Origin of the sequence: Tepidiforma flava (genome assembly GCF_027594505.1) — a bacterium.
Classification (GTDB): domain Bacteria; phylum Chloroflexota; class Dehalococcoidia; order Tepidiformales; family Tepidiformaceae; genus Tepidiforma; species Tepidiforma flava.
Genome location: NZ_CP115149.1, coordinates 2,165,488 through 2,191,803, shown reverse-complemented (window position 1 = coordinate 2,191,803; position 26,316 = coordinate 2,165,488). Strand labels below are relative to the sequence as shown.

27 protein-coding genes are annotated in these 26,316 nt (G+C 72.9%); 12 read left to right on the top strand and 15 right to left on the bottom strand.

Features of this window, described 5'->3' with window-relative positions:
- Positions 1 to 34 precede the first annotated feature (34 nt).
- Entirely contained in the window at positions 35 to 235 is a 201-nt protein-coding gene (locus tag O0235_RS12095; RefSeq protein ID WP_270056037.1) for a hypothetical protein, read from the top strand.
- Here the strand turns inward: O0235_RS12095 and recN are convergent.
- The 3 genes from recN to O0235_RS12080 are packed head-to-tail and all read right to left on the bottom strand — an operon-like array spanning position 215 to position 3,494.
- On the bottom strand, positions 215 to 1,909 hold the full coding sequence (gene recN, locus O0235_RS12090; RefSeq protein ID WP_270056036.1) for a DNA repair protein RecN: 1,695 nt from the start codon (positions 1,907 to 1,909) through the stop codon (positions 215 to 217). The genes O0235_RS12095 and recN overlap by 21 nt on opposite strands.
- Positions 1,902 to 2,756 (bottom strand): NAD(+)/NADH kinase, encoded by an 855-nt coding sequence (locus O0235_RS12085; RefSeq protein ID WP_270056035.1) that lies wholly within the window; start codon positions 2,754 to 2,756, stop codon positions 1,902 to 1,904. The genes recN and O0235_RS12085 overlap by 8 nt, the downstream gene beginning before the upstream one ends.
- Entirely contained in the window at positions 2,757 to 3,494 is a 738-nt protein-coding gene (locus O0235_RS12080) for a TlyA family RNA methyltransferase (protein WP_270056034.1), read from the bottom strand.
- Between the two features lie 101 nt (positions 3,495 to 3,595).
- Between O0235_RS12080 and oxc the strand changes: the two genes are divergently transcribed.
- Together oxc and O0235_RS12070 are read left to right on the top strand one after the other, a co-directional pair.
- The gene (gene oxc, locus O0235_RS12075; protein ID WP_270056033.1) at positions 3,596 to 5,251 is read left to right on the top strand and encodes an oxalyl-CoA decarboxylase; all 1,656 of its coding nucleotides are present in this window, start codon (positions 3,596 to 3,598) and stop codon (positions 5,249 to 5,251) included.
- Between the two features lie 10 nt (positions 5,252 to 5,261).
- Positions 5,262 to 7,241: a M3 family metallopeptidase gene (locus tag O0235_RS12070; protein ID WP_270056032.1), complete on the top strand. Its 1,980-nt coding sequence runs from the start codon at positions 5,262 to 5,264 to the stop codon at positions 7,239 to 7,241.
- Here the strand turns inward: O0235_RS12070 and O0235_RS12065 are convergent.
- From O0235_RS12065 to O0235_RS12045, 5 genes are all read right to left on the bottom strand, one after another.
- Complete coding sequence (locus O0235_RS12065) at positions 7,238 to 7,441, bottom strand: hypothetical protein (RefSeq protein ID WP_270056031.1); 204 nt, start codon at positions 7,439 to 7,441, stop codon at positions 7,238 to 7,240. The two genes, O0235_RS12070 and O0235_RS12065, sit on opposite strands and share 4 nt — an antisense overlap.
- On the bottom strand, positions 7,438 to 8,088 hold the full coding sequence (locus O0235_RS12060; protein WP_270056030.1) for a ferric reductase-like transmembrane domain-containing protein: 651 nt from the start codon (positions 8,086 to 8,088) through the stop codon (positions 7,438 to 7,440). The genes O0235_RS12065 and O0235_RS12060 overlap by 4 nt, the downstream gene beginning before the upstream one ends.
- Positions 8,088 to 8,339: a hypothetical protein gene (locus O0235_RS12055; protein WP_270056029.1), complete on the bottom strand. Its 252-nt coding sequence runs from the start codon at positions 8,337 to 8,339 to the stop codon at positions 8,088 to 8,090. Before O0235_RS12055 ends, O0235_RS12060 begins: the two co-directional genes overlap by 1 nt.
- Before the next feature lie 76 nt (positions 8,340 to 8,415).
- The gene (locus O0235_RS12050) at positions 8,416 to 9,054 is read right to left on the bottom strand and encodes a ferric reductase-like transmembrane domain-containing protein (protein ID WP_270056028.1); all 639 of its coding nucleotides are present in this window, start codon (positions 9,052 to 9,054) and stop codon (positions 8,416 to 8,418) included.
- Positions 9,051 to 9,398, bottom strand: a complete 348-nt coding sequence (locus O0235_RS12045) for a hypothetical protein (RefSeq protein WP_270056027.1) — start codon at positions 9,396 to 9,398, stop codon at positions 9,051 to 9,053. Before O0235_RS12045 ends, O0235_RS12050 begins: the two co-directional genes overlap by 4 nt.
- 141 nt (positions 9,399 to 9,539) lie before the next feature.
- Between O0235_RS12045 and O0235_RS12040 the strand changes: the two genes are divergently transcribed.
- Genes O0235_RS12040 through ahcY form a run of 6 tightly spaced genes read left to right on the top strand, consistent with a single transcriptional unit; the run spans position 9,540 to position 15,093 of the window.
- On the top strand, positions 9,540 to 10,061 hold the full coding sequence (locus tag O0235_RS12040) for an adenine phosphoribosyltransferase (protein ID WP_270056026.1): 522 nt from the start codon (positions 9,540 to 9,542) through the stop codon (positions 10,059 to 10,061).
- 1 nt (position 10,062) lies between these two features.
- Positions 10,063 to 11,103: an S-methyl-5-thioribose-1-phosphate isomerase gene (gene mtnA / locus O0235_RS12035; protein ID WP_270056025.1), complete on the top strand. Its 1,041-nt coding sequence runs from the start codon at positions 10,063 to 10,065 to the stop codon at positions 11,101 to 11,103.
- Entirely contained in the window at positions 11,100 to 11,975 is an 876-nt protein-coding gene (gene mtnP, locus O0235_RS12030) for an S-methyl-5'-thioadenosine phosphorylase (RefSeq protein ID WP_270056024.1), read from the top strand. Before mtnA ends, mtnP begins: the two co-directional genes overlap by 4 nt.
- Positions 11,972 to 12,886, top strand: coding sequence for a PfkB family carbohydrate kinase (locus O0235_RS12025; protein ID WP_270056023.1), 915 nt, complete (start codon positions 11,972 to 11,974; stop codon positions 12,884 to 12,886). The genes mtnP and O0235_RS12025 overlap by 4 nt, the downstream gene beginning before the upstream one ends.
- Positions 12,886 to 13,794 (top strand): GNAT family N-acetyltransferase, encoded by a 909-nt coding sequence (locus O0235_RS12020; protein WP_270056022.1) that lies wholly within the window; start codon positions 12,886 to 12,888, stop codon positions 13,792 to 13,794. The genes O0235_RS12025 and O0235_RS12020 overlap by 1 nt, the downstream gene beginning before the upstream one ends.
- A 36-nt stretch (positions 13,795 to 13,830) precedes the next feature.
- The gene (gene ahcY, locus O0235_RS12015; protein ID WP_270056021.1) at positions 13,831 to 15,093 is read left to right on the top strand and encodes an adenosylhomocysteinase; all 1,263 of its coding nucleotides are present in this window, start codon (positions 13,831 to 13,833) and stop codon (positions 15,091 to 15,093) included.
- Positions 15,094 to 15,099: 6 nt separating this feature from the next.
- On the opposite strand, the gene O0235_RS12010 is transcribed toward ahcY, so the two are convergent.
- The 4 genes from O0235_RS12010 to O0235_RS11995 are packed head-to-tail and all read right to left on the bottom strand — an operon-like array spanning position 15,100 to position 18,787.
- Complete coding sequence (locus O0235_RS12010) at positions 15,100 to 16,002, bottom strand: iron-sulfur binding domain-containing protein (RefSeq protein WP_270056020.1); 903 nt, start codon at positions 16,000 to 16,002, stop codon at positions 15,100 to 15,102.
- Positions 15,977 to 16,780: an enoyl-CoA hydratase/isomerase family protein gene (locus tag O0235_RS12005; protein WP_270056019.1), complete on the bottom strand. Its 804-nt coding sequence runs from the start codon at positions 16,778 to 16,780 to the stop codon at positions 15,977 to 15,979. The genes O0235_RS12010 and O0235_RS12005 overlap by 26 nt, the downstream gene beginning before the upstream one ends.
- A gap of 1 nt (position 16,781) precedes the next feature.
- The gene (locus O0235_RS12000) at positions 16,782 to 17,546 is read right to left on the bottom strand and encodes a hypothetical protein (protein ID WP_270056018.1); all 765 of its coding nucleotides are present in this window, start codon (positions 17,544 to 17,546) and stop codon (positions 16,782 to 16,784) included.
- On the bottom strand, positions 17,543 to 18,787 hold the full coding sequence (locus tag O0235_RS11995) for a metal-dependent hydrolase family protein (protein ID WP_270056017.1): 1,245 nt from the start codon (positions 18,785 to 18,787) through the stop codon (positions 17,543 to 17,545). Before O0235_RS11995 ends, O0235_RS12000 begins: the two co-directional genes overlap by 4 nt.
- A gap of 89 nt (positions 18,788 to 18,876) precedes the next feature.
- On the opposite strand from O0235_RS11995, the gene O0235_RS11990 reads away from it, so the two are divergent.
- On the top strand, positions 18,877 to 19,470 hold the full coding sequence (locus tag O0235_RS11990; protein ID WP_270056016.1) for a DinB family protein: 594 nt from the start codon (positions 18,877 to 18,879) through the stop codon (positions 19,468 to 19,470).
- A 13-nt stretch (positions 19,471 to 19,483) separates the two neighbouring features.
- On the opposite strand, the gene O0235_RS11985 is transcribed toward O0235_RS11990, so the two are convergent.
- Positions 19,484 to 19,627, bottom strand: coding sequence for a hypothetical protein (locus O0235_RS11985; protein WP_270056015.1), 144 nt, complete (start codon positions 19,625 to 19,627; stop codon positions 19,484 to 19,486).
- Positions 19,617 to 21,500, bottom strand: coding sequence for a methyl-accepting chemotaxis protein (locus O0235_RS11980; protein WP_270056014.1), 1,884 nt, complete (start codon positions 21,498 to 21,500; stop codon positions 19,617 to 19,619). Before O0235_RS11980 ends, O0235_RS11985 begins: the two co-directional genes overlap by 11 nt.
- Positions 21,501 to 21,711: 211 nt before the next feature.
- Between O0235_RS11980 and O0235_RS11975 the strand changes: the two genes are divergently transcribed.
- Positions 21,712 to 22,188, top strand: a complete 477-nt coding sequence (locus O0235_RS11975) for a peptidylprolyl isomerase (protein WP_270058073.1) — start codon at positions 21,712 to 21,714, stop codon at positions 22,186 to 22,188.
- A 30-nt stretch (positions 22,189 to 22,218) separates the two neighbouring features.
- The gene (locus tag O0235_RS11970; RefSeq protein WP_270056013.1) at positions 22,219 to 22,899 is read left to right on the top strand and encodes a hypothetical protein; all 681 of its coding nucleotides are present in this window, start codon (positions 22,219 to 22,221) and stop codon (positions 22,897 to 22,899) included.
- A 6-nt stretch (positions 22,900 to 22,905) separates the two neighbouring features.
- Here O0235_RS11970 and O0235_RS11965 read toward each other — a convergent pair whose 3' ends face one another.
- The gene (locus O0235_RS11965; RefSeq protein WP_270056012.1) at positions 22,906 to 26,262 is read right to left on the bottom strand and encodes an ABC transporter permease; all 3,357 of its coding nucleotides are present in this window, start codon (positions 26,260 to 26,262) and stop codon (positions 22,906 to 22,908) included.
- Positions 26,263 to 26,316 lie beyond the last annotated feature (54 nt).

The following is a 26,316-nucleotide window of genomic DNA, read 5'->3' as shown; positions in this document are numbered from 1 at the left end:
GTGCCGTCCGGCGCCCGCGCCGCAGACTGGCATCGTGGCGAGCGACTGGCTGACGGACTCACCTGAAGGGCGGCAGGTGCTCCTCGACGTGGTCGCTGCGCTCGAAGCGGTCGTGGTGGCGCTGCAGGTGGCGCGGGCGGGTTCGGACCCGGACTACGCGCTCAGGGAGGCGGTGCGGCGGGTGGCGGCGGCGCGGCGGCGGGTCGACGGCGCGTCACGCGGGCGCGGCGGCTGAGGCGAGCAGTTCATCGGCGGCGGCGAGGTTGGCGGGCGTGACGCCGCCGAGCATGGAGGCGAGCTCGGCGCGGCGGTCCTCACCGGCGACTTCGCGCACCTCGGACCAGGTGCGGCGTCCGTCGGTCCGCTTCTCGACGACGCAGTGGGTATCGGCGAAGGCAGCGACCTGCGGCAGGTGGGTGATGCAGAGAACCTGGTGGCGGCGCGCCAGCCGGCGGAGCGCCCGGCCGACGACGGCGCCGGTTCGGCCGCCGACGCCTTCGTCGACTTCATCGAGGACTTCGAGTCGGCCTTCGCTCGCCTGGCCCAGCGCGACAGTGAGCGCGAGAAGGAAGCGGGACGTTTCGCCGCCGCTGGCGACGGCGGAAAGCGGGCGCGGGGGCTCGCCGGGATTGAACGAGGCGAGGAATTCGACGCGGTCGACGCCTGTTTCGGTGAAGGCGCGCGGGACGGGCTCGAGCTCCGCTTCGGGCCCAGGGCCCGTTTCGCCGGCGACGACGTCGAAGTCGGGGAGGGCGACGGCCGGGCCGGCCGGGTCATCTTCGCAGGTGAAGGCGACGGCGAGGCGCGCCCCGCCCATCGCGAGCCCCTGCAGCTCATCGGCGATGGCGGCGGCGAGGCGGCCGGCAGCGGCCCGCCGCGCGCGGGAGAGGGCGCCGGCCCGTTCGGCGAGCTCGGCGAGAAGGCGGGCCTCGGCGGCTTCGAGCTCGCTGGCGGAGGCCTCGGCGCCGGAGAGGTCGGCCAAGCGGGCGGCAGCCTCATCGCGGTAGGCGAGGACGGCCTCGATGGTGTCGCCATACTTCCGGAGGAGGCGCGCGATGCGGTCGAGCCGCTCGGCGACGAAGGCGAGCCGCTCGGGGTCTTCCTCGAGCGTATCGCGGTAGGCGCGGAGGGCGCGGCGGAGGTCGGCGGCAGCGGTTTCGAAGATGCCGGCGGCATCGGCGAGGTCGGCTGCGGAGGGGTCGCGGGCGGTGATGGCGCGGACGGCGGCGAGCGCCTCGCCGGCCGCCGGTTCGTCGAGAGCGGCAAGGGCGCGCTCGGCTTCTTCCCGCAGGCGGGCGGCGCTGCCGAGCCGCGCCTGCTCCGCGCGGAGGGCGTCGTCTTCGCCGGGGGTGAGCGCCGCCTCGTCGATTTCCGCGACTTCGAAGCCGAGGCGTTCGAGGAGCCGCTCGCGCTCGCGGGCGTCGGTGCGGAGGGCGTGGAGCCGGCGGCGGACGTCGCGCAGGTCGCGGACGATGGCGGCGAGAGCGGCGCGCTCGTCCTGCAGGCCGGCGAACGCGTCAAGGGCGGCGAGCTGGACGGCGGGCCGGAGGATGGCGAGCTGCTCGGACTGGCCGTGGATGTCGAGGAAGCCCTCGGCGAGGGCGCGGACGTCTTCGAGGCGGGCGGGCTCGCCGTCGATGCGGTAGGCGGAGCGGCCGGCGATGGTCAGGGTGCGTTCGACGGTGACGGCGCGGCCGCCGCGGGCGAGGCGGGCGCGGACGGTTGCCCGCTCGGCGCCGGCAGCGATGACGTCGCGGCCCATGCGGGCGCCGAAGACGAAGGCGATGGCGTCGACGATGAGCGATTTGCCGGCGCCGGTTTCGCCGGTGAAGACGGTAAGGCCGGGACGGAGGTCGAGCGCCACATCCCGCGCAACGGCGAAGGAGGAGATTTCGAGCCGTTCAAGCACTGGGGTTCATGGTGCTGGAGAGCTGCATTTCGAGCTTCTCGGCGAGCTCGGCGTAGAAGCTCGACGGCTCGCGGAAGCGGACGAAGCGGGTGACGTGGTCGCTCTGTCGGACGACGATGCGGACGCCGGCGGCGACGGGGTCATCGACCTGCCCGTCGATGCTGACGATGGCGCCCTGTTCGCTGGTGACGGCCATTTCGATGACCGAGTCCGGCTGGAGCACGAGCGAGCGCCCAAGGGCGAGGTGGGCGGAGACCGGCGTGAGGACGAGGTGGTGTTCGGTGGGCGCGAGGATCGGGCCGCCGGCGCTGAGGGAGTAGCCGGTGCTGCCGGTGGGCGTTGCAACGATGATGCCGTCGCAGCGGAAGATGGCGAGGCGGGCGCCGTCGATGCGGACGTCGACGTAGACGGGGCGGCCGGGGGATTTGCGCGAGACGACGATGTCGTTGAGGCCGTCGAAGGCGTGAATGGCGGCACCGTCGGCCATGACTTCGCCGTGGACCATGATGCGCTCTTCGATGCGCCAGTCGGCGGCGACGATGCGCTCGATGCAGGTGAAGAAGTCGCGCGGGCTCATATCGGTGAGGAAGCCGAGGCGGCCCATGTTGACGCCGAGGATGGGCGTGCCGTGGGGGATGGTGATGCGCGCCGTGCGGAGGACGGTGCCGTCGCCCCCGACGCAGACGATGAGGTCGGCGGCAGCGAGGTCGGCGGCGGGCGGTTCGGCCCATGCGTCGCAGACGGCGGCGGCGATGCCGCGCCGGCCGAATTCCTGCGCGACCTGCCGGCCGAAGGCGAGAGCGCCTTCGCTCCGGGGGGCGTGGAAGATGACGGCGCGGCGCAGCATTCAGGCGTCTCCGGCGGGCGGGGTGCGCAGGCAGACGAGGTACTCAGTGTTGCCGTCGCCCCCGCGGATGGGCGAAGGAATGATGCCACAGGTTTCCCAGCCGTGAGCAGCGGCCCACGCGAGGAAGCGCGCGCGGACGCGTTCGAGGACGGCCGGGTCGCGGATGACGCCGCCAGCCGGGACGTCGGCCGGCCCGGCTTCGAACTGGGGTTTGAGGAGCGCGATGACCGGCGTGCGCGGGGGCACGCGGGCAGCGGCGGCGGGGAGCACCTTTTCGAGGGAGATGAAGGAGAGGTCGGCAACGACGAGGTCCGCGGGCGGCAGCGGCGGGAGGCTGCGCGCGTTGACACCTTCGAGCAGCTCGACGCGGGGGTCGCCGCGGAGGCGCTGGTGGAGCTGGCCGCGGCCGACGTCGACGGCGATGACGCGGGCGGCGCCGTGCTGGAGGAGGCAATCGGTGAAGCCGCCGGTCGAAGCCCCGAGGTCGAGGCAGACGCGCCCTGCGGGGTCGATGCAGAACTCGCGGAGGGCGGCTTCGAGCTTGAGGCCGCCGCGGCTCACGTAGCGGAGGGGTTCGAGAACCTCGAGGGGCGCGGCCGGGTCCAGCGGCTCGGCCGGCTTGACGAGGGTCCGCGTGCCGGAGCGGACCTGCCCGGCCATGATGAGCTGGCGGGCCTGTTCGCGGGATTCGGCGAGGCCCCGCTGGACGAGAAGCAGGTCGGCGCGGACGCGGGCCATGGAACGAGGCTACACCGGGGGCGCGCCGGCGTGTACGGTGGGTGGCGGTTCCCGTAGAGTTGCCCGCACAACGGATTTCCGAGGATTGGGGAGGAGTTCCCGTGGCAGAGCTGACCGGTGCGCAGATCGTCGCGAAAGCCCTGAAGCAGCAGGGCGTGGAGTACATGTTCGGCGTGGTGGGCATCCCGGTGGTGCCGATCGCCGTCCACGCCCAGCGCGAGGGCATCAAGTTTTTCGGGTTCCGGAACGAGCAGGCGGCGAGCTACGCGGCGGCGGCGGTCGGCTACCTCACCGGCCGGCCGGGCGTCTGCCTCGCCGTGTCGGGGCCGGGGATGGTGCACGGCATCGCCGGGATGGCGAACGCGTGGGCGAACTGCTGGCCGATGATCCTCATCGGCGGGGCGAACGATTCGTACCAGAACGGGCAGGGAGCCTTCCAGGAAGCGCCGCAGATCGAGACGGCGCGGCCGTACGCCAAGTACGCCGCCCGCCCGGACAGCACGAAGCGCATCCCGTTTTTCGTCGAGCAGGCGGTGCGCGCGACCATCTACGGCCGGCCCGGGGCGGCGTACCTCGACCTGCCGGGCGACATCATCACCGGGACGGTCGACGAGAGCGAGGTGCACTTCCCGCCGCGCTGCCCGGACCCGCCGCGCTCGCTGGCGCCGTGGGAGAACATCGAACGGGCGCTCGAGGCGTTGAAATCGGCGGAGCGGCCGCTGGTCATCGTCGGGAAGGGCGCAGCGTACGCGCGCGCTGAGGAGGAGGTGCGGAAGTTCATCGATGCGACGCAGCTGCCGTTCCTGCCGACGCCGATGGGGAAGGGCGTGGTGCCGGATGACCACCCGCTGGCGATTTCGCCGGCGCGGTCGTACGCGCTGCAGAACTCGGACCTCGTCCTGCTGCTGGGGGCGCGGCTGAACTGGATCCTGCACTTCGGGCTGCCGCCGCGGTTCGACCCGAACGTGCGCGTCATCCAGGTAGACATCGCACCGGAGGAGATCGGGAACAACGTGCCGGCGGAGGTGGCGCTCGTCGGCGACGCGAAGGCGATCACGGCGCAACTGAACGAGGCGCTGGCGAAGTCGCCCTGGCAGTACCCGGCGGAGACGACCTGGTGGACCGGGCTGCGGAAGAAGATCGAAGAGAACGCGGCCACCGTGGCGGAGATGATGGCCGATGAATCGGTGCCGATGAGCTACTACCGGGTCTACCGCGACGTGCGGGAGTACATCCCGCGGGATGCGATCATCGTGAACGAGGGCGCGAGCACGATGGACATCGGCCGGACGCTGATGCCGAACTTCTTCGCGCGGCACCGGCTGGACGCCGGCTCCTTCGGGACGATGGGCGTCGGCGTGGGGCAGGCGATCGCCGCGGCGGCCGTGCACCCGGACAAGCGGGTGTTCTGCATCGAGGGGGACTCGGCCTTCGGCTTCAGCGGGATGGAGGTGGAGACGGCGGCGCGCTACGGGCTGAACAACATCGTGTTCATCATCATCAACAACAACGGCATCGGCGGCGGGCCGGACGAGCTGGACCCGGCGCGCGTGCCGCCGAGCGCGTACACGCCGAACGCGCGCTACGAGAAGATGGCCGAGATTTACGGCGGGAAGGGCTTCTTCGTGACCGAACCGGCGGAGCTGCGGCCGGCGCTCGAAGCGGCGCTCGCCTGCGACAAGCCGGCGATCGTCAACATCATGATCAGCGCGAAGAGCCAGCGGAAGCCGCAGCAGTTCGCGTGGCTGACGCGGTAGGGAGGCCCGGATGGGGAGCGACCTCGACCTCGTGCCGTGGGAGACGCTGACGCCGGGCGAGCTCGGCGAGGCGTGCCAGCGCGCGATCGATGCCTGCGAGGCGGGCGTCGCCGCCATCGTCTCGCTCGCGCCGGGTGTGCGGACGTACGCAAACACGATGCTGGCGCTGGAAGAGGCGCTGGAGCCGGTAGCTATCGCCTCCGGCGCGTACGCGTTCCTCGCCTACGTCTCGGCGGACGACGGGCTGCGGGCTGCGGCCCGGGAATGGGACGAGCGGCTGGACAAGTACCTCGTCGAGCTGTCGTTCCGGGAGGACCTGTACGAGGCGGTGCGCCAGTTCGCTGCGAGCGGCGAGGCGGCGTCGCTGACGGGGGAGGATGCGCGCTACCTCGCCTTCGAACTGCGGGACTACCGGCGGAACGGCTTCGAGCTGCCGAAGGAGCAGCGGGAGCGGCTGCGGGCGCTGATGGACGAGCTGGTCGCCATCGGCATCCAGTTCCGCAACAACATCGACGACTACGACGAAGGCATCGAGGTGACGCGGGAGCAGCTGGCCGGGATGCCGGAGGCGTGGGTCGAGCGGCTGCGCACCGTGGAGCGGGACGGCGTGACGTACTACCGGGTCTCGCTCGACTACCCGGAGATTCAGCCGTTCATGGCGAACTGCCCGGACGGGGAGCTGCGGCGGCAGCTGTTCGAAAAGGACCAGCGGAAGGGCGGCCGGCAGAACGTCGAGCTGCTGGAGCGGGCGCTCCGGCTTCGGCAGGAGGCAGCGGAGCTGCTGGGGTACGCCTCGTGGGCCGACTACCGGACGGAGACGCGGATGGCGGGGACGCGTCAGGCGGTGGAGGAGTTCCTCACCGACCTGCGGGCGAAGGTGGCGGTGAAGGCGGAGCGCGATTTCGCGGCGATGCGGGAATTTGCGCGGGCGCGGACGGGTTCGGACCGGGTCGACATCTGGGACTGGCGGTACTGGCACAACGAGCAGCTGAAGGCGGAGTACGCCGTCGATGAGTTCGAAGTGGCGCAGTACTTCCCGCTCGACGCGGTCATCGAAGGGCTCTTCAGCGTCTACCAGCAGGTGCTGGGCGTGCGGTTTACGGAGAGCCCCGACGCGCCGCGGTGGCACCCGGAGGTGCGGGCGTTCGACATCAGCGAGGCGGACGGCGGGCCGCCGTTCGCGCGGTTCTACATGGACCTCTTTCCGCGGCCAAACAAGTACGGGCACGCGGCGGCGTTTACCCTGCGGCGGGGGCGGCGGCTGCCGGACGGCAGCTACCAGAAGCCGGTGAGCGCCATCGTGGCGAACTTCACGAAGCCCTCGGCCAGCCAGCCGTCGCTGCTCCGGCACGGCGAGGTGGTGACGTTCTTCCACGAGTTCGGCCACATCATGCACCAGACGCTCACGCGGGCGGAGCGGGCGCGGTTCAGCGGCACGCAGACGGAGCGGGACTTCGTCGAGGCGCCGAGCCAGATGCTCGAGCACTGGTGCTGGGAGCCGGAGGTGCTCGCATCGTTCGCGCGGCACTGGCAGACGGGCGAGCCGATCCCGCGGCGGCTGGTCGATGCGATGGTGGCGGCGAAGAACCTGAACAGCGGCATCATGACGCTGCGGCAGCTGTTCTTCGCGACGCTCGACCTGCGGTATCACTCGCCGGGCTTCGACGGGGACTCGACGAAGCTGGTCGAGGAGCTGCACCCCATCACCGGGTTCCCCTATACGCCGGGGACGCACTTCCAGTCGGGCTTCGGGCACCTGTTCGGCTACGACGCGGGCTACTACGGCTACCTCTGGTCGCACGTCTTCGGCGACGACATGTACACGCTCTTCGAGGCGGCGGGGCCGCTGAGCGCAGAGGTCGGGCGGCGCTACCGGGCGACGATTCTCGAACGGGGCGGCTCGGTGGACGGCAACCAGCTGGTGCGCGACTTCCTCGGCCGGGAGCCGAACAGCGACGCCTTCCTGCGGGGGCTGGGGCTGACCGGTTAGGGCGGCGGCTGCCGGCGGGGCCGGTCGGCGGTGGCGAAGATGAGCGCGAGGCCGATGGCCATCCCGACCCAGCCGAGGAGCGCGAAGGCCGCGAACCACGGGGACCGGCGAGCCGCCCGCGCAGCGATGAGCAGCACGATGAGGGGCGGGAGGAAGAAGGCCGCCGCGCCGAGGTAGAACAGCGCTTCCTCCGGGCTCATCCCGGGTGGCCCGGCGCCGGCCGGCGGCTCGCCCGGTGGGCTGCCACCCAGTCGCGCGCGAGGAAGCGCAGGAAGACGGCGCCGAGCACCGAGGCCGCGATGGCGGTGTAGGCGACGTGGGTGGGCCAGTGTTCGGTGTCGGTGCCGGCGGCGATGCCGTGGACGACGCCCAAGGCGAGGGCGGCATAGCTGGCGCGGTGGATGAGGTGCCAGGCGCGGCGCGGCAGCCAGCCGGCTCCCCAGGTGGAGAGGACGACGGCCGCGACGAGCCAGGCGGCGATGACGCCGAGGCCGGTCGCGAGCGGGCGGTAGGGGGCCACGAAGGGCACGGCCGCATCCCACGGCGCGAACCGGATGTAGGGGTCGGCGACGAGCGCGACGGCATGGACGACGGTGAACGAGAGGGCGAGGGAGCCGGTAACGCGGTGGAGTTCCAGCGCCGGCACCTGGCCGGGAATGCCGGGGTGGTACTTGAGGGAGACGCCGACGCCGGTGAAGACGGCGGCCCAGAGCAGCGCGAGTGCGACCCAGGCCGACGCGCGGGCCGCGGACCAGGCGGTGGTGTCACCGCCCCACCCCTGCTGGCGGGCGACGATGACGGCCGCCGAGGCGGCAACGGCGACCAGGACGGCTGCGATGCGGCTCATCAGCTGGACCTCGAGCTCCGGGTGGGAGTCGCGGCAGGCGCGGAGGGCGGTTCGCCGGCGGCGGTCGGCGCCGGCGCTGCGGCGGTTGCGGAAGCCGCGGGCGGCGGTGGCGGCGGCGCGGAGTCGGTCGCCGAGTCGCGGCCGTAAAGCACCCAGCCGATGCCGAAAGCGGCGGCAGCGGCAGCGGAGAGGAGCAGCGTCAGCCAGTGCTGGCGCTCGCGGGCGAACGGGTTCGTTCGGCGGTGCAGCACGCGCGCATGATAGCCGGGCCCGCGCCGCGGGACGGCGGCCGAACGGCGGTGCCGCCCGGGGCCCTCCGCCCGCCGGTCAGCGGCCGGGGACCGAGACCGCCGCCGGCACCGGGCGTTCGCGCCCGGCAAGCCGGAGCACGCCGAGCCCGGCCACGGCGCCGGCCGTCAGGCCGTACATCGCGAGGACGAGGGGGTTCGCCGAATCGCTGCCCGCGAGCAGGCCGTGGAAGAGCGCGACGACGTACCCGGGAAAGGCGAGCCGGTGGAGGTTGAGCCAGGTCGCGTAGCGAAACCGGCCGCTGAAGGCCGTGGTGGCGACGACGATGGCGACGGCCCACGCGCCGGCAGCTCCGAGGAAGAGCGCGAACGGCCGGTAGGAGGCGGTCGCCCCGGCGAGGATGTCGATGAGGCGGAAATGAATCCACGGGTCGACGAGCACGCCGACGAGGTGGCTGGCCAGGAAGGCGGCGGCGAGGACGCCGGTGACGCGGTGCAGTTCGAACAGGGCGGAGGCGCGCACCCGCGGCACGGCGATCCGGAGGTAAAAGGCCATGCCAGACAGGCAGGAGACCCAGAACAGCAGATAGGTAACGAACCCGGCCGCCCGGAGGGCGTGCCAGGTATGGGCCGCCGCGCTGTCCCCGGAGGCGCGGACCAGCAGGACGGCAGCGACGGCGGCGAGACCGGAGGCGATGCCGAGACGCCACGATGTCATGAGCCGCGCGACCTCCGCTGGACGGGGGCGGTCGAGCTGCCGCGCTGGCTGCCGGTCGAGGGTGCGACGGTCGGCGGCGGGGCTGAGCCGGCAGCGGAGGATGACGAGGGCGTCGGCGAGGGTGTTGCGGCGGATTCGGGCACTGCACCGGTCGGCGGGGAAGCGGTATCGATTGATGTCACGGCGGCGAACGATTCGGGGTCGGCGTTCGCGGCGCTGTCGGAGGCGTACGACAGGGAGAAGGCGGTCCAGATCGACGCGAAGGTCGCGAGCGCGACCACTGCGGCGGCGATTTTCAGGAGAGGGTGGCGTTCGTTGGCGAAGCGGCGGTTTGGTGCAGCCATGGGTGAGCTCCTTCACACCGAGCATGGCGCGTGGACCGGTGAAGGTGCCGGACAGGCCGCGGGCGAAGGTAAAGGCCGGGGAACGGACCGCGCCGGGGCGCGCCCGGGTGCCGCCGGGCAGGGCTGGCGTACAATCCCGGCGTGGAGCTCGAACGGCACATCCGGACCATCCCGGATTTCCCGCGGCCGGGCATTTTGTTCCGCGACATCACGCCGCTTTTGGGTGAGCCGGCGGCGTTCCGGGCCGCGCTCGACGGGCTGACGGAGCGGGCGCAGGCGGCCGGGCCGGGGGCGGTCGTCGGCATCGAATCGCGGGGGTTCCTCTTTGGGGCGCCGATCGCCGACCGGCTGGGGCTCCCGTTCGTGCCCATCCGGAAGGAGGGGAAACTGCCGGCGGCGCGCCTGACGGTGGAGTACGCGCTCGAATATGGGGAGTCTCGGCTCGACATCCACCAGGACGCGCTCGCGCCGGGGACGGCGGCGTTCATCGTCGACGATGTGCTGGCGACCGGCGGGACGGCGCTCGCGGCGGCGAAGCTGGTGGAGCTGCTCGGCGCGAGGGTCGCCGGCATGGGGTTCCTCATCGAACTCGAAGGCCTCGGCGGGCGGGAGCGGCTCGGCGCGTACCGGGTCGATGCGCTCATCCGGTTTCGGGAGGGGTGAGATGGAGCCGCCTCTCGAGGTGATCCGGTTCGAACCGCCGGCGCTGCGGGTGCTCGACCAGTCGCGGCTGCCGCACGAGGAGCGGTGGCTCGATATCCGCGACATCGACCAGCTCGAGGAGGCCATCCGCGCGCTCCGCGTCCGGGGCGCGCCGCTGCTGGGGCTGTGCGGGGCCGCCGGGGTCGCCCTCGCCGCGGAGGCAGATGCCGCGGAGGCGCCGCTGCGGGCGGCGGCCGAGCGGATTGGCAGCGCGCGGCCGACGGCCGTCGAGCTGGCGACCGGGGCGGCGGCCTGCCGGGATGCTGCGCTTGCCGCGCCCGAGAGGGAGCGCGCGGCGGCTGCGTGGGCGTTCTGCGCGGCGTATCTGCGCCGGCGGCAGGCGGAGGACGGGGCGCTCGCCCGGCACGGCCTCAGCGCCGTGCCCCCGGGCGATGTGCTGACCCATTGCAACACGGGCACGCTCGCGACGGGCGGCGCCGGGACGGCGCTCGGGGTCGTGCGCGCGGCCCACGCCGCGGGGCGGCTCGAACGGTGTTACGTCACGGAGACCCGGCCGCTCCTGCAGGGCGCGCGGCTGACGGCGTGGGAGCTGCTGCAGTCCGGCATCCCGGCGGTGCTGCTGCCGGATACGGCGGCGGCTGCGCTCATCCTCTCGGGGAGCGTGGCGGCGGTCGTGACGGGCGCGGACCGCATCGCGGCGAACGGCGACACGGCGAACAAGGTGGGCACGCTCGGGCTGGCGCTCGCGGCAGCGCGGGCCGGCGTGCCGTTCTTCATCGCGGCGCCGACGAGCACGTTCGACCCTGCCTGCCGCTCGGGGGCGGAGATCCCGATCGAATTCCGCACCGCCGGGGAGGTCGGCGGCTACGGGGACGCGCGCTGGGCGCCGGCCGGCGTCGAGGCGTGGAACCCGGCGTTCGACGTCACCCCGGCCGACCTCATCACGGGCATCATCACGGAGCGGGGCGTCGTCCGCCCGCCGTACCCGGCAGCGATCGCAGCCCTGCTCCGGGAGCTGCAACTGGAGGCAGCGCAGCGATGAGCGAGTCCATCCCGCTGGCGGTCATCGGGGGCTCCGGCTTCTACGACATGCCGGGGCTGGAGGACGCCGAGGAGCTGGAGATTGCGACGCCGTTCGGGCCGCCGAGCGACCGCATCCGGGTCGGGACGCTTGGCGGGCGGCGGGTCGCGTTCCTCGCGCGGCACGGCCGTCACCACACCATCCTGCCCTCGGAGCTGCCGCAGCGGGCGAACTTCTGGGCGCTGAAGCAGCTGGGCGTCGAACGGGTGCTTTCGGTCTCGGCCGTCGGCAGCCTGCGGGAGGTGTACGCGCCGGGGCACCTCGTGGTGCCGTCGCAGCTCATCGACCGGACGTGGGGCCGGCCTTCGACGTTCTTCGGCGATGGGCTGGTCGGCCACATCAGCTTCGCCGAGCCGTTCTGTCCGCGGATGCGGCAGGCGGCGCTGGCGGCGGCCCGGTGCGCCGGCGCCACGGTGCACGAGGGCGGGACGTACGTCGTGATGCAGGGCCCGGCGTTTTCGACCCGGGCGGAGAGCGAACTGCACCGGGCGTGGGGCGCGGACCTCATCGGCATGACGGCGCTGCCGGAGGCGAAGCTCGCGCGCGAGGCGGAGCTCTGCTACGCGACGCTGGCGTGCGTGACGGATTACGATTGCTGGCATGAGACCGAAGCGGCGGTGGACGCCGCGACCGTGTTCGAGACACTGCGCCGGAACGTGGCGGTGAGCCAGGAGGCCGTGCGGCTGCTGGCGGGCGCGCTGCCGCCGCGCGAAGGGTGCGCCTGCGCGACGGCGCTCGATGCGGCGATCGTGGCGCCCCGGGCGGCAGTCCCGGCTGAGGTTCGGGAGCGGCTGGCGCCGATCCTCCGCCGCTGGCTGGAGGCTGGGACGTGAGCCTCCTCATCGCCGGCTGGGTGGCCATCGACGAAATCGAGACGCCGTTCGAGCGGCGCGAAGGGTCGCTCGGGGGCTCGGCGACGTGCGCAGCCCTGGCAGCCTCGCTGTTCACGGAGGTGCGGCTGCTCGCGGCCGTGGGCGAGGACTTCCCGGACGAGATGCGGCGGGCGCTGGAGCGGCCGGGCATCGACCTCGCCGGGCTCGAGGTCGTGCCGGGCGGCGAAACGAGCCGCTGGGGCGGCCGCTACCACTACGACATGAACAGCCGCGACACGCTCTACACGGTGCTCGGGGTGAATGCCGCCTGGGAGCCGAAGCTGCCGGCGGGCTGGGAGGATTCGAGCGGGCTGTTCGCCGCCGCCGGCGACCCAGTGTTGCAGCAGCGGCTGATGGCGATGGTGCCCGGGGCGCGCACGAGGATGGTGGACACCATCAAGTTCTTCATCGACGGGGCGCGCGATGAGCTGATGAAGGCCATCCGCGCGGCCGATGTGGTGTCTATCAACGAAAGCGAGGCGCGGGAGCTCGCGGGCGTGCCCAGCATCGCGCGGGCCGGCCGGAAGCTGCTCGAGGGGGGCACGAAGGCGGTGGTCATCAAGCTCGGCGAGTACGGCGCGGCCTACATCAGCGGGGAGGACTATTTCGTGGCGCCGGGCTACCCGCTCGAAGAGGTGGTGGACCCGACCGGCGCGGGGGATGCCTTCGCCGGCGGGTTCATGGGCTATCTCGATGCGGTGCCGGTGATCGACCAGCGCGAAATTCGGCGGGCGATCATCTACGGCTCGACGGTCGCCTCCTTCTGCGTGGAGGGGTTCGGGCCGTCCCGGCTGCTGACGCTGGAGCGGGACGAGGTGGAGCAGCGCKACCGGCAGTTCCGGGCGCTGACGCACTTCGAGGTCGGCGACTGATGGCGGAACGTGAGCTGCGGCTCGGCGGAATCCCGGCGCGGCGGCTCGATTATGTCGTCCGGCAGCTGCGCGACCCGGACGAAATCCGGCCGCTGCTGCGGGCGCGGGTCGAGTACACGGCTTATGCGCTCGGCCAGCTCGAGCCGGAGCTGTTCGCGCGGACGCGGTGGTTCCTCGCGCGGGGGACGACCGGCACCGGGCTCGTGCTGCACAGCCGGGGCGGCCTCGGCGACGCAACCTTCGTGATGGGCGACCCGGACGCCATCCATGCGGTCCTTTCCATTCACCCGGGAACGGCGCAGACGTACGCGACCTGCCAGCCGCAGCACGTGGAGGTGCTGAAGCGGGTGTACCGGCTGGCGACCCAGCAGCCGATGACGCGGATGGTGGTGACGCGCGAGACGTTCCGGCCGTCGCAGGTCTACGAAACGGTGCACCTCACGGGCGTCGACATCCGGAAGATCAACGCGCTCTACGGCAGTGAAAACGGGCCGAGCTACTACATCCCCGAGCACATCGACAGCGGCGTCTACCGGGGCGTGGTGCTGGAGGGGCGGCTCGTCGCCATCGCGGGCACGCACGTCGTCTCGCGGCAGGAGGGCGTGGCGGTCGTCGGCAACGTGTTCACGCACCCGGCCTACCGGGGCCGCGGGCTCGCGACGAGCGCGACGAGCGCGGTGACGGAGGCGCTGCTCGACTGCTGCGACTATGTGGTGCTGACGGTGGACCCGCGCAACACGCCGGCGGTCGCAGCGTACGCGCGGCTCGGCTACCGGGAGGCCTGCCAGCTGGTCGAGGCGAGCGCGACGCGGCGCGACCCCTCCGGCCTCGGCTCGACGCTGCGGCGGCTCCGTGCCGCTATCCGGGGCCGGAAGTATGATGGAGCCTTCGTAACCCTGCACGACTAGGCAGGGCGCTTCGAGACCGACCCAGGAGTCCCCGGTTTGTCGACCCCGTGTGACATCGCCAATCCACGCCTTGCGCCGGAAGGCGTCCGGCGCATCGAATGGGCCGCGCGCGAGATGCCCGTGCTGCGCCTCATCCGCGAGCGGTTCCAGCGCGAGCAGCCGCTCCGCGGCATCCGCATGACCGCCTGCCTGCACGTGACGACCGAGACGGCGAACCTCGCCATCACGCTGCGCGACGGCGGCGCCGAGCTGCGGCTGTGCGCGAGCAACCCGCTTTCGACGCAGGACGACGTCGCGGCGGCGCTGGTGGAGGAGTACGGCATCCCGGTCTTCGCCATCTGCGGGGAGGACAACGAGACGTACTACCGTCACATCCACCAGGCGCTGGAGCACGGCCCGCAGCTGACGATGGACGACGGCGCCGACGTGGTGGCGACGCTGCACAAGGACCGGCGCGACCTGCTCGCCGGCGTCGTCGGCGGCACGGAGGAGACGACGACGGGCGTCATCCGTCTGCGGGCGATGGCCGCTGCGGGCGCGCTCGGCTACCCCATCGTCGCGGTGAACGAGGCGGACACGAAGCACCTGTTCGACAACCGGTACGGGACGGGCCAGTCGACCGTCGACGGGATCGTCCGGGCGACGAACATCCTGCTCGCGGGGAAGACGTTCGTGGTGGCAGGGTACGGCTGGTGCGGCCGGGGCGTTGCGGCGCGGGCGCGCGGCATGGGCGCGCAGGTCATCGTGACCGAAGTCGACCCGGTGAAGGCGCTCGAGGCGGTGATGGACGGCTACCGGGTGATGCCGATGGCCGAGGCGGCGAAGCTGGGCGACATCTTCGTGACGCTCACCGGCGACATCAACGTCATCGACCGGCAGCACCTGGAGGCGATGAAGGACGGCGCGATTCTCGCGAACAGCGGCCACTTCGACAGCGAAATCAACCTGAAAGCGCTCCAGGCGATGAGCGAGGGGAAGCGGGCGGTCCGCGCCTCAGTCGATGAGTACCGGCTGCTCGACGGGCGGCGGCTGTACCTGCTGGGCGAAGGCCGGCTCGTGAACCTGGCGGCGGCTGAGGGCCACCCGGCGGCCGTGATGGACATGTCGTTCGCGAACCAGGCGCTCGGGGCGGAGTGGATCGCGCAGAACGCGCAGAAGCTCGAGAAGAAGGTCTACGAAATCCCGCACGAAGTGGACCAGGAGATCGCGCGCCTGAAGCTGCACGCGATGGGCATCCAGATCGACTACCTGACCGAGGAGCAGCAGCGCTACCTGGCGAGCTGGCAGGAAGGCACGTAGGCCGGCTCAGCCGGGCGGGAGCGCCCACGCGCCGCCGCCGATCGGCACGGCGAGGCCGTCGCGCTCGAGCGCGGCGAGGTAGCCGGCGAGGCGCGGCCGGTGGCCCGCCGGGAGCATGGCGCGGAGTTCGTCCTCGGCGGCGGGACCGGAGCGGAGCCGGTCGATGATGCGGCCGCGGGCGAAGCGGCTCGTCGCTTCGAAGCGGGGCGGCGCGGGCTTCGCCGCCGCCCGGGGCGGCGGCTGGCCTTCGCGCTGCCAGCGGCAGCCGGCTGCGAGAGGGCACGCGCCGCAGGCGGGGCTTCGCGCGGTGCAGACGAGCGCGCCGAGGTCCATGAGGGCGAGGTTGTGGTCGCGGGCTCCTTGGGCGGGAAGCAGCGCCGCGGCGGCGGCTTCGAGCTGCTTCGGCGGAAGCTCGCGGGGCAGCGCAGCGCCGGCCGCGACGCGGGCGACGACCCGGGCGATGTTGGTATCGAGTACGGGGACGGACTCATCCCGGACGAAGCAGCGGAGGGCCGCGGCGGTGTACGGCCCGACGCCGGGGAGCTTGCGGAGCGCGGCCGGCTCCCACGGGAATTCGCCGCCGTGGACGTCGACGACCTCGCGGGCGGCGGCGCGGAGGGCGAGGGCGCGGCGGTTGTAGCCGAGGCCGCGCCAGGCGGTGATGACATCGGCAGGAGCGGCGGCGGCGAGCGCGGCGAACGTCGGCCATCGTTGGAGCCAGCCGGCGTAGTACGGCAGCACCCGCTCGACCTGGGTCTGCTGGAGCATGACTTCGGAGACGAGGACGGCGTACGGGTCGCGGGTCCGGCGCCAGGGGAGGCCGTGGCGGCCGCGGGCGGCGTACCAGCCGGCGAGCGCGCTGCGGAGAGCCGCGAGGTCTGCCTCAGGCGTCGCGGATGTCGCGGTCATCGGTGTTCATGCGCGACATGCGTTCGAGGGCGTCATCGGAGAGCAGGAGGTCGAGGAACAGGGTGCGCTCGAGGGCGAGGCCGTCGGCCCGGCCTGCGGCGGCAGAGGCGCGGACGAGCCGCTTGATGTGGCCGACGGCGCGGGGCGGCAGCGACGCGAGCTCGGCGGCGAGTTCGTGCGCGCGGTCGAGGGCGCGGCCGGGCGGGACGAGTTCGTGGACGAGGCCGAGGTCGCGCGCTTCGGGGGGCGCGACGGTGCGGCCGCGGAGCGTCAGCTCGAGCGCGCGGGCGACGCCGACCAGCGCGGGCAGCTTCTGGGTGCCGCCGGCGCCGGGGAGGATGCCGAGGCGCACTTCGGGCAGGCCGAGTTCGTAGGGGCCTTCTTCGGCGATGCGGAGGTCGCAGCAGAGGGCGAGCTCGAAGCCGCCGCCCATGGCGAAGCCGTTGATGGCGGCGATGACCGGCTTCGGCATCTCTTCGAGGCGGCCGAAGACGCGGTCGATATCGCGCGGCGGCAGCGGCCGGGCCGGGTCGACGGCGATGCCGCGCTCGCGCAGCTGGCGGGCGAGGGCTTCGAGCTCGCGGACCGAGTAGTGACGGATGAAGACGCCGGGGACGCCGCCGGTGATGACGACAGCGCGGACGGCCTCGTCCCGCTCGAGGTCCGCCGTCGCGGCGTCGAGCTCGGCGACGGTCGCCGTGTCCATGTACCCGCGCGGCGGGTTGGTGATGGTGACGACGGCAACGTTCCCGGAACGTTCGACGGCGACCTGCGGCATCTCAGTCCTCCTCGCCGTCGTCGTCGTCCTCCTCGTCGTGGTCGTGGCCGCCGATGAGGGAGGGAACGAGCGCGACCTGGTTCGATTCGGAGCGCGCCTTGCGCGGCGCGGGGACGGCGCGGAGGCGCTCGTTGAGGCTGGCGATGTCGGCGGCGGAAGCGCCTTCCGGGGCGACGATGGCGACGGCGCCGGAATCGCGGAGCACGCGGAGGTCCGCGGCGGAGGCAGCCAGGTCGACGGTCACGACGAGGCCGGTGTTCGAAAACGAGGCGAGGCGGACGAGGCCGAGCTGTTCGGAGAGCTTCATGGGACCGTGGGCGCGCTGGACGAAGAGGCCGTCCAGGCCGAGCGGGCCGAGCGCGCGGAGGGTGTTGTCTTCGATGGATTCGCTGGCGACGACGAGGTGGCCCATCTTCTCGACATCGACGGCGGCGGAGTCGGTCGTTTCGAGCGGGCTGACGACGAAATCGCAGCCGGCATCGCGGAGTTTCTCGGCATCGGCGACCGAGAGGACCGGGAGGGAGACGCCGGCCGCGACTTTCGGGCCGGCGACGCCGCGGAGCTGTTCGGCGGCGAGGGCGGCGCTGCCGGCGAGGAAGAGGACCGCATCGGCGCCGGCATCGAGCGCGGCCCGGGCTGCCGCGGCATCGCGGACCGTCGCGAGGAGGGCCATCGCGCGGGGCTGCTCGCGCGGGACGCGGCCGAAGCCGATGGCCGGCCCTTCCCGGCGCTGGATGCGGGCGATGATCTTCTGGAGCTGGCTCATGAGGCCTCCGGTTGGTGCGCTTCGGGGATTCGGTCGACCACCATCTTGCCGCGGGCGAGCACTACGCGGATCGCCGCGGGGTCGGCGAGGGCCGCGATGTCGGCGAGCGGGTCGCGGGCGAGGAGGACGAGGTCGGCATCGAGGCCTTCGCGGATGCGGCCGGTGCGGTCGGCGAGGCGGAGGAGGTCGGCGGCCCAGGCGGTCGAGGCGAGGAGCGCCGCAGCCGGCGAGAGGCCGAGGCGGACCATGCGGGCGGGCTCCTGCGCATTCTCGCCGGGGCGGTTGAAGGGCGTGCCCTGGTCGGTGCCCATCGCGATGCGGACGCCGGCCCGGATGGCGGCGCGGAAGCTGGCTTCGTGGGATTCGAGCACCTGCCAGCCTTTTTCGACCATGTACCGGGGGACGCCGGCCTCGGCGCCCATGTGGGCGATCTGCCAGGGGGCCGTGAGGGTCGCGACGAGGCAGGTGCCGCGGGCGGCCATCATCTCGATGGCTTCATCATCGAGCCAGACGCCGTGCTCGATGGAGTCGACGCCGGCGAGGATAGCGTTCTTGATGCCTTCGGTGGCCTGGGCGTGGGCGCCGACGACGCGGAAGGCCTTGTGCGCCTCTTCGACGCCCGCGCGGAGCTCTTCGAGCGTGAAGCTGGGCGAGCGCGGGTCGACGCCGGGGGTCRYGACGCCGCCGCTGGCGAAGAGCTTGATGGCTGCGGCGCCGGCGCGGAGCTGTTCGCGAACGCGCTTGCGAACCTCGTCGGGGCCGTCGGCTTCGACGGCGATGAAGCCGTGGCCGTGGCCGCCGGTCATGGTGACCCCGTAGCCGGCGGCGAGGATGCGCGGGCCTTCGAGCAGACCGGATTCGACGGCGCGGGCGAGGTGGATGTTCAGGTGGTCGGCGGCGCCGAGGTCGCGGACGGTGGTGATGCCGGCGCGGACGGTGGCGGCGGCATTGCGGGCCGCCTTCCACGCGCGGAGGGGGAGGGGTTCGGCGCGCATGGCGCTGAGTTCGTCCGGGTCGCCGGCGGAGGTGAGGTGGACGTGGCAATCGATGAGGCCGGGGATGAGGAAGGCGCCGGCGGCATCAACCGGGCGGGTGTCGGCCGGGAGTTCGCCCGCGGCGCCGGCGGGGGCGATCCGTTCGATGCGGCCGTCGCGGCAGAGGACATCGAGGCCGGCGCGGAAGGTGCGGGCCTCGTCATCGAAGACGGAAGCGTTGCGGAAGAGGACGGGGCGCCGGTTCACGGCGGCCATTGTTCCACGGCGGGCGGCCGTTCGCGAACTGGCGCGGCGGAGGAGCGGCCGGTAGAGTCCAGCGGCGTGGAGGGTTGCCCATGAACATCCGGGTGCAGCTGGTCATCGACGAGTTCGCGCGGCACCGGCGGCAGTTCGCGCACCTGTGCCGGGCGCTGACGGCGAAGGAGCTGGCGGCCGTGGTGCCGGGGAGCCACTGGACGGTGAAGGACTACATCGCCCACCTGTGCACCATCGACGCGCTGATCGTCCCGCGGTGGGCGGCGATGGTCGGCCAGCAGGCGCCGCTGCCGGACACGCCGATCCCGAACCCGTTCGACATCGACGACTGGAACGAGGCGGCGGTCCAGTCGCGGCGGGACCGCTCGGTCGAGGAGCTCCTGGAGGAGGCGGAGGCGCACCGGGAGCGGCTGCTGCGGGCGGTAGCGGAGTTCACGGACGCGCACCTCGACCAGGAGATCCTGTACGGCGGGGACCGGAAGGTGTTGAACATCCCGCCGTCGAGGGTGCGGTTCGGAGGGCTGCTGTGGGGGGTGGCGATCCACGAGCCGACGCACACCCGCGACATCCTGCGGGCGCTCCCGAAGCGGGCGGAGGAGCCGTGGGTGCGCGAATGGCTGGCGAGCGTGAGCGATGCGCTGATTCCGCAGGGCGTCCGGGAGCAGCGGGTCTGAGCGCGGGCGCGGTTCAGCCGCAGAAGAACCGGTAGACGCCGGAAGCAGCGCGGGCGGCAGCGGACTCGAAGGTCGCGGCCAGGCTGGCGGCCACCATCGCGAGGACGATGGCCGCCAGCAGCGCGCGCTGCGCGAGGCTCCCGGGTTCAGGCCGCACGGCGGTCGACGGCCCTCGGGAGGGCGGCGGGGGCGGCGGCTTCGCCGCTGGCGCGGAAGGCGCCGACGCTCTTCGCGAGGGCTTCTGCGAGCTCGCGGAGCGCCGCGGATTCGCGGTCGAGCGAGGCAGCGCGGTCGCCGAGGGTCGTGGTGGAGGCGTTCAGCTCCTGGACGGTCGCAGCGGTCTCCGAGGAGCTCTGGGCGACCTGTTCGACCGAAGCGAGCACGGATTTGGAGGCGGCGGCGATATCCTCGGCCCCGGCCCCGGCGCCGGTGGCGGATTCGACGAGCGACCCGGCGGCCTCGACGACGGTGCTGGCGGAGCTGGCCAGCGCGCCGATCTGCTGGACGATGGCGTGCACGCGGTCGCCGGTGCGGCTGATGTTCGCGATGATTTCGCCGAGCGAGGCATCGACCCGGGCGGTGACTTCGCGGCCCTGCTGGACGTCGGCGACGCCGGTCTGCATGGCGGAGACGGCCTCGGTGGTGCGCTCCTGGATGCGGGCGATGAGGTCGGCGATTTCGCGGGTGCTGGCGCTGGAGCGCTCGGCGAGCTGGCGGACGTTTTCGGCGACGACCGCGAAGCCGCGGCCCTGCTCGCCGGCGCGGGCGGCTTCGATGGCGGCGTTGAGGGCGAGGAGGTTCGTCTGGGCGGCGATTTCGTCGATGACCGTCACGATGTTGCCGATCTGCTCGCCGTAGGCGCCGAGTTCGTTCACGGTGGCGGCGGCGCGCTCGACGGCGCCGGCGATGGCCTCCATCGAGGTGACGGCGAGGCGGACGGCGTCCTGGCCCTGGCGGGCGGCGTCGCTGCTGCCGCGGGTGGCGTCGTTCACGTCGCGGGCGAGGGCCGCGACCTCTTCCAGGCGGTGGTGGATGGCCGCGATTTCGTCGCGGGCTTCGCGGGCGGTCAGGGCGGTCTGGCGGGTGGCGTCCGCGACGTGGTCGGCTTCGCCGGTGGCGCGGCCGAGGTTCGCCTCGGCGGCGGCCGCGATGTCGGCCAGGCGGGCGGTGAGGTCGCCGATATCGGCCGAGGCCTGCGCGATCTGGCTGGCGGCGCTGGCGACGTCGGCCGCGGAGCTTTCGACGTTCGCTGCGGTGGCGAGGACGCGGCGGGCGTTGGCGGTGACCTCGTTGACGAGGCCGGCGAGGCTGGCGTTCATCTGGCTGGCCGAGCGGGCGATGGCGGCGAGCTGCTCCTGGAGGCGGTTGAACGCGCCGGCCATCGCACCGATTTCGTCGGAGCCGGAGGCGCTGACGGGGGCGACCTCGAAGGCGAGCGAGCAGGTCAGGTCGCCGCGGGCCGCGGCTTCGAACGCTTCCTGCATCGCCGGCAGCTGCCGGGCGGCGAGACGGTCGGCCGCGGCGCTTATGGCGGCTGTCGAGCGGCGGACGCGCTCGGCAACGTAGACGGTGACGGCGGTCTGGAGGACGACGAACGCGGCGTGCTTGATCACGATCGCGAGCGAGGCGCCGGAGTCGAACACGTAGTTCGGGAAGAGGTAGTTGCCGGCGAGGTGATGAACCGCGATGACCGCGGCGGCGACGAGGATGGGGAGCGCGTCGTAGTAGATGACGAGGAAGCTGAGGACGACGAAGACGTGGAAGTGGACGGCGATTTCGCCGCCGGAGGCCGCGATGAGCATGCCGGACATCGCCATGAGGGCGGCAGCGGCGACGACGCGGAATGCGCGCTGACTCGCAGCGAGGGCGTACGCGGCCCATGCGCCGACGGCGATGACGAGGCTGCCGACTGCGGCGGTGACGAGCGAGAGGTCGCCGACCATGACGGCGACGGCGATGACGACCGGGACATGGGCGGCGATGACCCCGAGGACGAGGCGATCGCGCGCGGCGAACGAAACTCCGGGCATGAGGCGGCTCCGAACCTGAGACTGGTAGCTACGGGGATCGTTCGGCCGGGCAGCCGGGGGCGGTATCGGGGAAACGCCTGAGCGGCCGCTAAGTTCAGGGTTCTGCCGTAGGGGGCGGGCTTCGTTCGAGCGGGTAAGGCGGCCGGGGGGTAGGCTGGGAACAGAACGAGGAGGTGCGGCGATGGCGAAAAAGTATGCAGCCCCGCCGGCGATGGCGATCGACCCGGCGAAGCAGTACCGGGCGACGATCGAGACGACGGCCGGCACGATGACGGTGGAATTCTTCCCGGCCGAGGCGCCGAAGACGGTGAACAACTTCGTCTTCCTCGCGCGGGAAGGGTTTTACGACGGGGTGATTTTCCACCGGGTCATCCGGGGATTCGTCATCCAGGGCGGCGACCCGACCGGGACGGGGCGGGGCGGGCCGGGCTACCGGTTCGAGGATGAGCCCGTCACCCGGCCGTACCTGCGCGGGACCATGGCGATGGCGAACGCCGGGCAGAACACGAACGGCAGCCAGTTCTTCATCATGCACGCGGACTACCCGCTGCCGCCGAACTACACGATTTTCGGGAAGCTGACCTCCGGCGAGGACGTGCTGGACGCCATCGCGACCGCCCCGACAGGGGCGCAGGACCGGCCGCTCGAGCCGGTGGCGATCACCCGGGTCACGATCGACGAGGCGTAGGGCGGCGCAGTCGGCTACCATCCCCGGCTGATGGAGCAGCCCGCGCTCGCACCGCGCCCCTGGACAGCCCGGCAGCTCATCCTGCCGCTTGCCGCGGCCGCGGCGGTCGTCGCGTGCCTTCTGGCGGTCATCGTGGCGGCCCGCCAGACGGGCGGGGGCGGCGCGCCGCCGGAGCCGGGGCCGATGGCGATGCCGGCCGGGGCGGGCTACGCGACGTTCACGGTCGAGCGGGCCGACGGGGGACGGCTCACGGTCTCGGGCGGGACGGGCGCCGGCGAGTTCGCGGTTCCGCCGGGAACGCGCGTGTGGGTGCTCGAACCCATCGGCCCGGGCGATCTTCGGCCCGGGATGCGGGCGGCCGTCGTCGGCGTGCCGAACGAGGTGCGCAATGCGGCCGTCCGCGCCATCGTCGTCGGCGAAGGCGGACCGGAGGGCGCGACCGCGGGGCCGTTCGCCGGGCACGAAGCCCTGGGGGAGGCGGCTGCGCTGCCGATCGTCACCGGGCGGGTCGAGCGGGTCGAGGCGGGGCGGATGGTGCTCCGGACGGCCGCGGGCGAGGCGTCCGTGTGGTTCGCAGAGGGGGCGCCGCTGTTCGCCGCGCGGGAGCGCACCTTCGACACGGTCGGGCCGGGCGACCGGGTCGGCGTGCTGCTGGACGCGGCCGGCCAGCCGGTCCCCGCGGCGGGGCTGCTGGTGCTGCCCGGCGAGTGACGGCGGCTATTCGGTCCGGAGCGCCTGCGCGTCGGAGGTGCGGGCGATGAGGCGGGCAGCGAAGAGCAGCGAGCCGGCGAAAACGATCGCGACCGCGGCGAGGCTGGCGCCGACCAGCATCCAGTCGGTCCGCAGCAGGTAGGAGGGTTCGGCGAGCCGGCCGGCTTCATCGACATCGAGGAAGGAAAGCATGCGCCCGGCGATGCCGCGGCCGAGCCACGTGCCGGCGGCGACGCCGACGATGGCGACGAAGGCGTATTCGACGGCGAGGACGCGGGCGACGCCGCCGCGGGAGAGGCCGAGCGAGCGGAGGACGGCGAACTCGGTCCGGCGGCGCTGGACGACGAGCCAGAGCGAGACGAGGAGCGCCGCCGTAACGAGCAGCAGGACGGCGCCGAAGGCGAGGTAGAGGATGCCGGCGCCGCCTGCGGAGATGAGCGGGTTCCGCTCGAGGCGGGCGAGTTCGCGGGAGCGGTCGGTGACGAGCCCGAAGTTGAACGGGTCGTTGCGGAGCACCTGTTCGATGGCCGGGATATCGGCCCCGGGCGGCGGTTCGAGCCAGGCTTCGTTCAAGACGGGCTGGTTCGAGGAGCCGGCGACGCCGAGCCACGACAGGAGGTGGTCGCGGTTGAAAACGACGCCGGGACCGGCGGCGGCTGGCAGCGTGGGGAAGGCAGCCACGTCGCCGACGACGCGGATGGGCACGGGCACGGCAGCGACGCTGACGGTGGCGACAGCCCCGACGGTGAGCCCCGTCGCGGCCAGGAAGGAGCGCGTCGCGATGACGGGCAGCGGCACGGCGGACTGCGCGCGCACGAGCCCCCAGAGCTCGGTGCTCTGGCCCGGGGCGCGGCGGATGCGGCCGGCCTGGCCGGAGACTGCCCCGTCGCGGGTGACGTCGAAGCTGTCCGGGAGGTTGAGGCGGGAGGGGATCGGCGTCCAGGCCGGGTCCAGGCGTTCGAAATCGTCGAGCACGGTCGTGACGCCGGCTGATGTCGATGCGGCGAGGTTATCCAGGAGGATCGTCAGTTCGAGCGTGTTGAAGCGGTTCGACGGCTCGGTGATGACGAGTGCGGCGAGGGTGAGCGGCTCGGGGAGCTGGCCTTCGAAGACGCGCGAGATTGGCGCCGTCATCGTCCGCCATTCGCCGGGTTCGATGGTGCCGAACTCGATCAGCTGGTGGTAGCCGGTGGCGTCGCGGACGCGGGCCCAGAGGGTCATCTGGTTGGGCGTCGCCGAGGCGCGGACGTCGATGCTGAGCGCCGCCGTGCCGCGGGGGAGTTCGATGCCGCGGAGCGGTTCCGGGGGGCCGAGGTCGGCCATGAGGTCGCGCAGGGGGCGCTCCGCGAAGTCGTCTCGCCACCAGAGGAGGAAGGGGGCGTCGTCGGGGTTCAGCCCGAGGGCCTGGAAGGTGCGACCGGTGGCGCCGGCCGCCGCGGGGGCGGCGGGCAGGCGGAGGACGGCGGAGGCGAGGGGCACCCCGGTCTCTTCGCGAAGGGCGGCATCGGCGGCAGCGCCATCGAGGCCGAGGTCGGCGCTGCCGGTCGTGACAGCGCGGATGGCGGCGCCGGACTGGAAGCGGGCGCGCTCCTCGAACGTCGCGGAGGCGGTGGTGGCGTAGCTGGCGGCGAAGGTGCCGACGGCGAGCGCGAGCGCGAGAAGGAGGGCGAGGCGGGCAGAATGGCCGGGGCTGCGGGAGACCTGCCAGAGGCCGAGCTGGACCGGGGGCGGCGCTTCCCGCGCGAAGAGCCGCGCGAGGAGGCGGGTCGCGATGGGGTAGAAGCGGAGGAGGAGCGCGGCAGCCGCCGCCGCGAGGATGGCGGGCGAGAGAAGCAGCAGCGGGTCGGAGGTGACGCCGCCGGTGGGCGACGGCCGGAAGACCGTTCCCCGCTCGCGCAGCTCCCAGAGGAGGAGGGCAGCGAAGGCCGCAAGCGCGAGGTCGAGGTAATAGCGCTGGAAGAGCGGGCGGCCCGGCCGGGCCTGTTCGCGGCGGCGTACGACGGCCGAGGAGCGCGCGGCGAGCAGCGCCGGCGCGAGCAGCGCAGCGATGGAGACGGCAACGCCGGCCGCTGCGTAGAGGAACGCTTCCGGCGGAAGCGAGACGGGCAAAAGGGCTCCGCCGTTCACGGGTTCGAAGGTCGGCGTGAGGCCGAGGAGCGCCGTCCCGGCGGCGGCGACGAGCGGGGCGACGAGCACGATCGGCGCGCCGAGGATGAGGCCCTCGGCGAGGGTGATGACGCCGACCTGCGCCACGGTCGCGCCCCGGCTGCGGAGCAGCGCGACCTCGTCGGCGAGGCGTTCGGTGAGGACGATGGAGACGAGGATGACGTAGAAGACGGCGACGGCCGCGATTTCGAGGAGGAGGATAGTGAGCGGCGCCTGCTGGTACTGCTGCGCGCGGCCGTAGTCGCGGAGGACGTTGGCGAGCGGGCTGAAGCTGGCGCCGCCGAGCGGCTCGAGGTCGTAGTAGAGCGCTGAGAGGTCGGCGCGCGCGCGGTCGAAGGTCTCGCGCGAGAGCGCTTCAGGGCGGGCGTAGGTGTGCCATGCCGTGCCCGCGCCGTAGGCCGGAAACTGCGCGGCGAAGGCCCCGAGGAGCGTCTCCTCGGGGACGAACATGGGGACGACCGGGCCGTTTTCGGGCAGGAGGCGGTACGGCGCGAAGAACCGCTCGGCGGGGAGCACCCAGAACGGGTCGTCGGCGCGAAGCGGGTCGATGATGGCCGCGACCACGGCCGCCAGGGTGAAGGTCACGCCGGCCGTCGGCGTGCAGGGCGGCGGGGGCGGGCGGTCCTCTCGCGGGATTTCGCGGGCGCAGGTGTCGACGTCTTCGACGAGGGCGAGCTGCTGGCCGACGGAGAGGCGGGCGGCGCGGGCGGCATCGCGCGAGACGGCGACCTCGATCGGCTGGCCGGGCGCAGCGGGCCGGGGCAGCTCGCCTTCGAGGACGGTGACGGCCGATTCGTAGCCGGTGACGGACTGGAGCTGCCCGATCGGCGCGAGGAGGGGCGGCATTTCGCCGGGCGGCGCGAGGAAGAACCGGGGGCCGATGAGCACGCGCGATTCGCCCTGCGCGAACCAGCCGATGCGCTCGGCGATGCGGCGCTCCACGGCGTCGCGGAGCGACTGGCCTTCCGGCGTGCCGAGCGGGACCGACGTGAAGCTGACGCGATTCCCCGGGGCTTCGCCGAGGCGGTCGCGGACGGTGAAGGTGAGGCCGAGGTCGGCCATCGTGCGCGCGTAGACCGGCGCGGCGGCGAGCAGCGCGGCGGCGATGAGCATGCCGAGGCCGAGGACGGCGAGCAGCCGCCAGTTCCGTTCGCTGCGGCGGGCGAAGAGGCGCCAGGTGGCGAGTGCGCTCCGCATCGGGCGCAACTGTACACGAGGGCGGCCGGGCCGGCGCGGCGGCTGCTTTGCCGG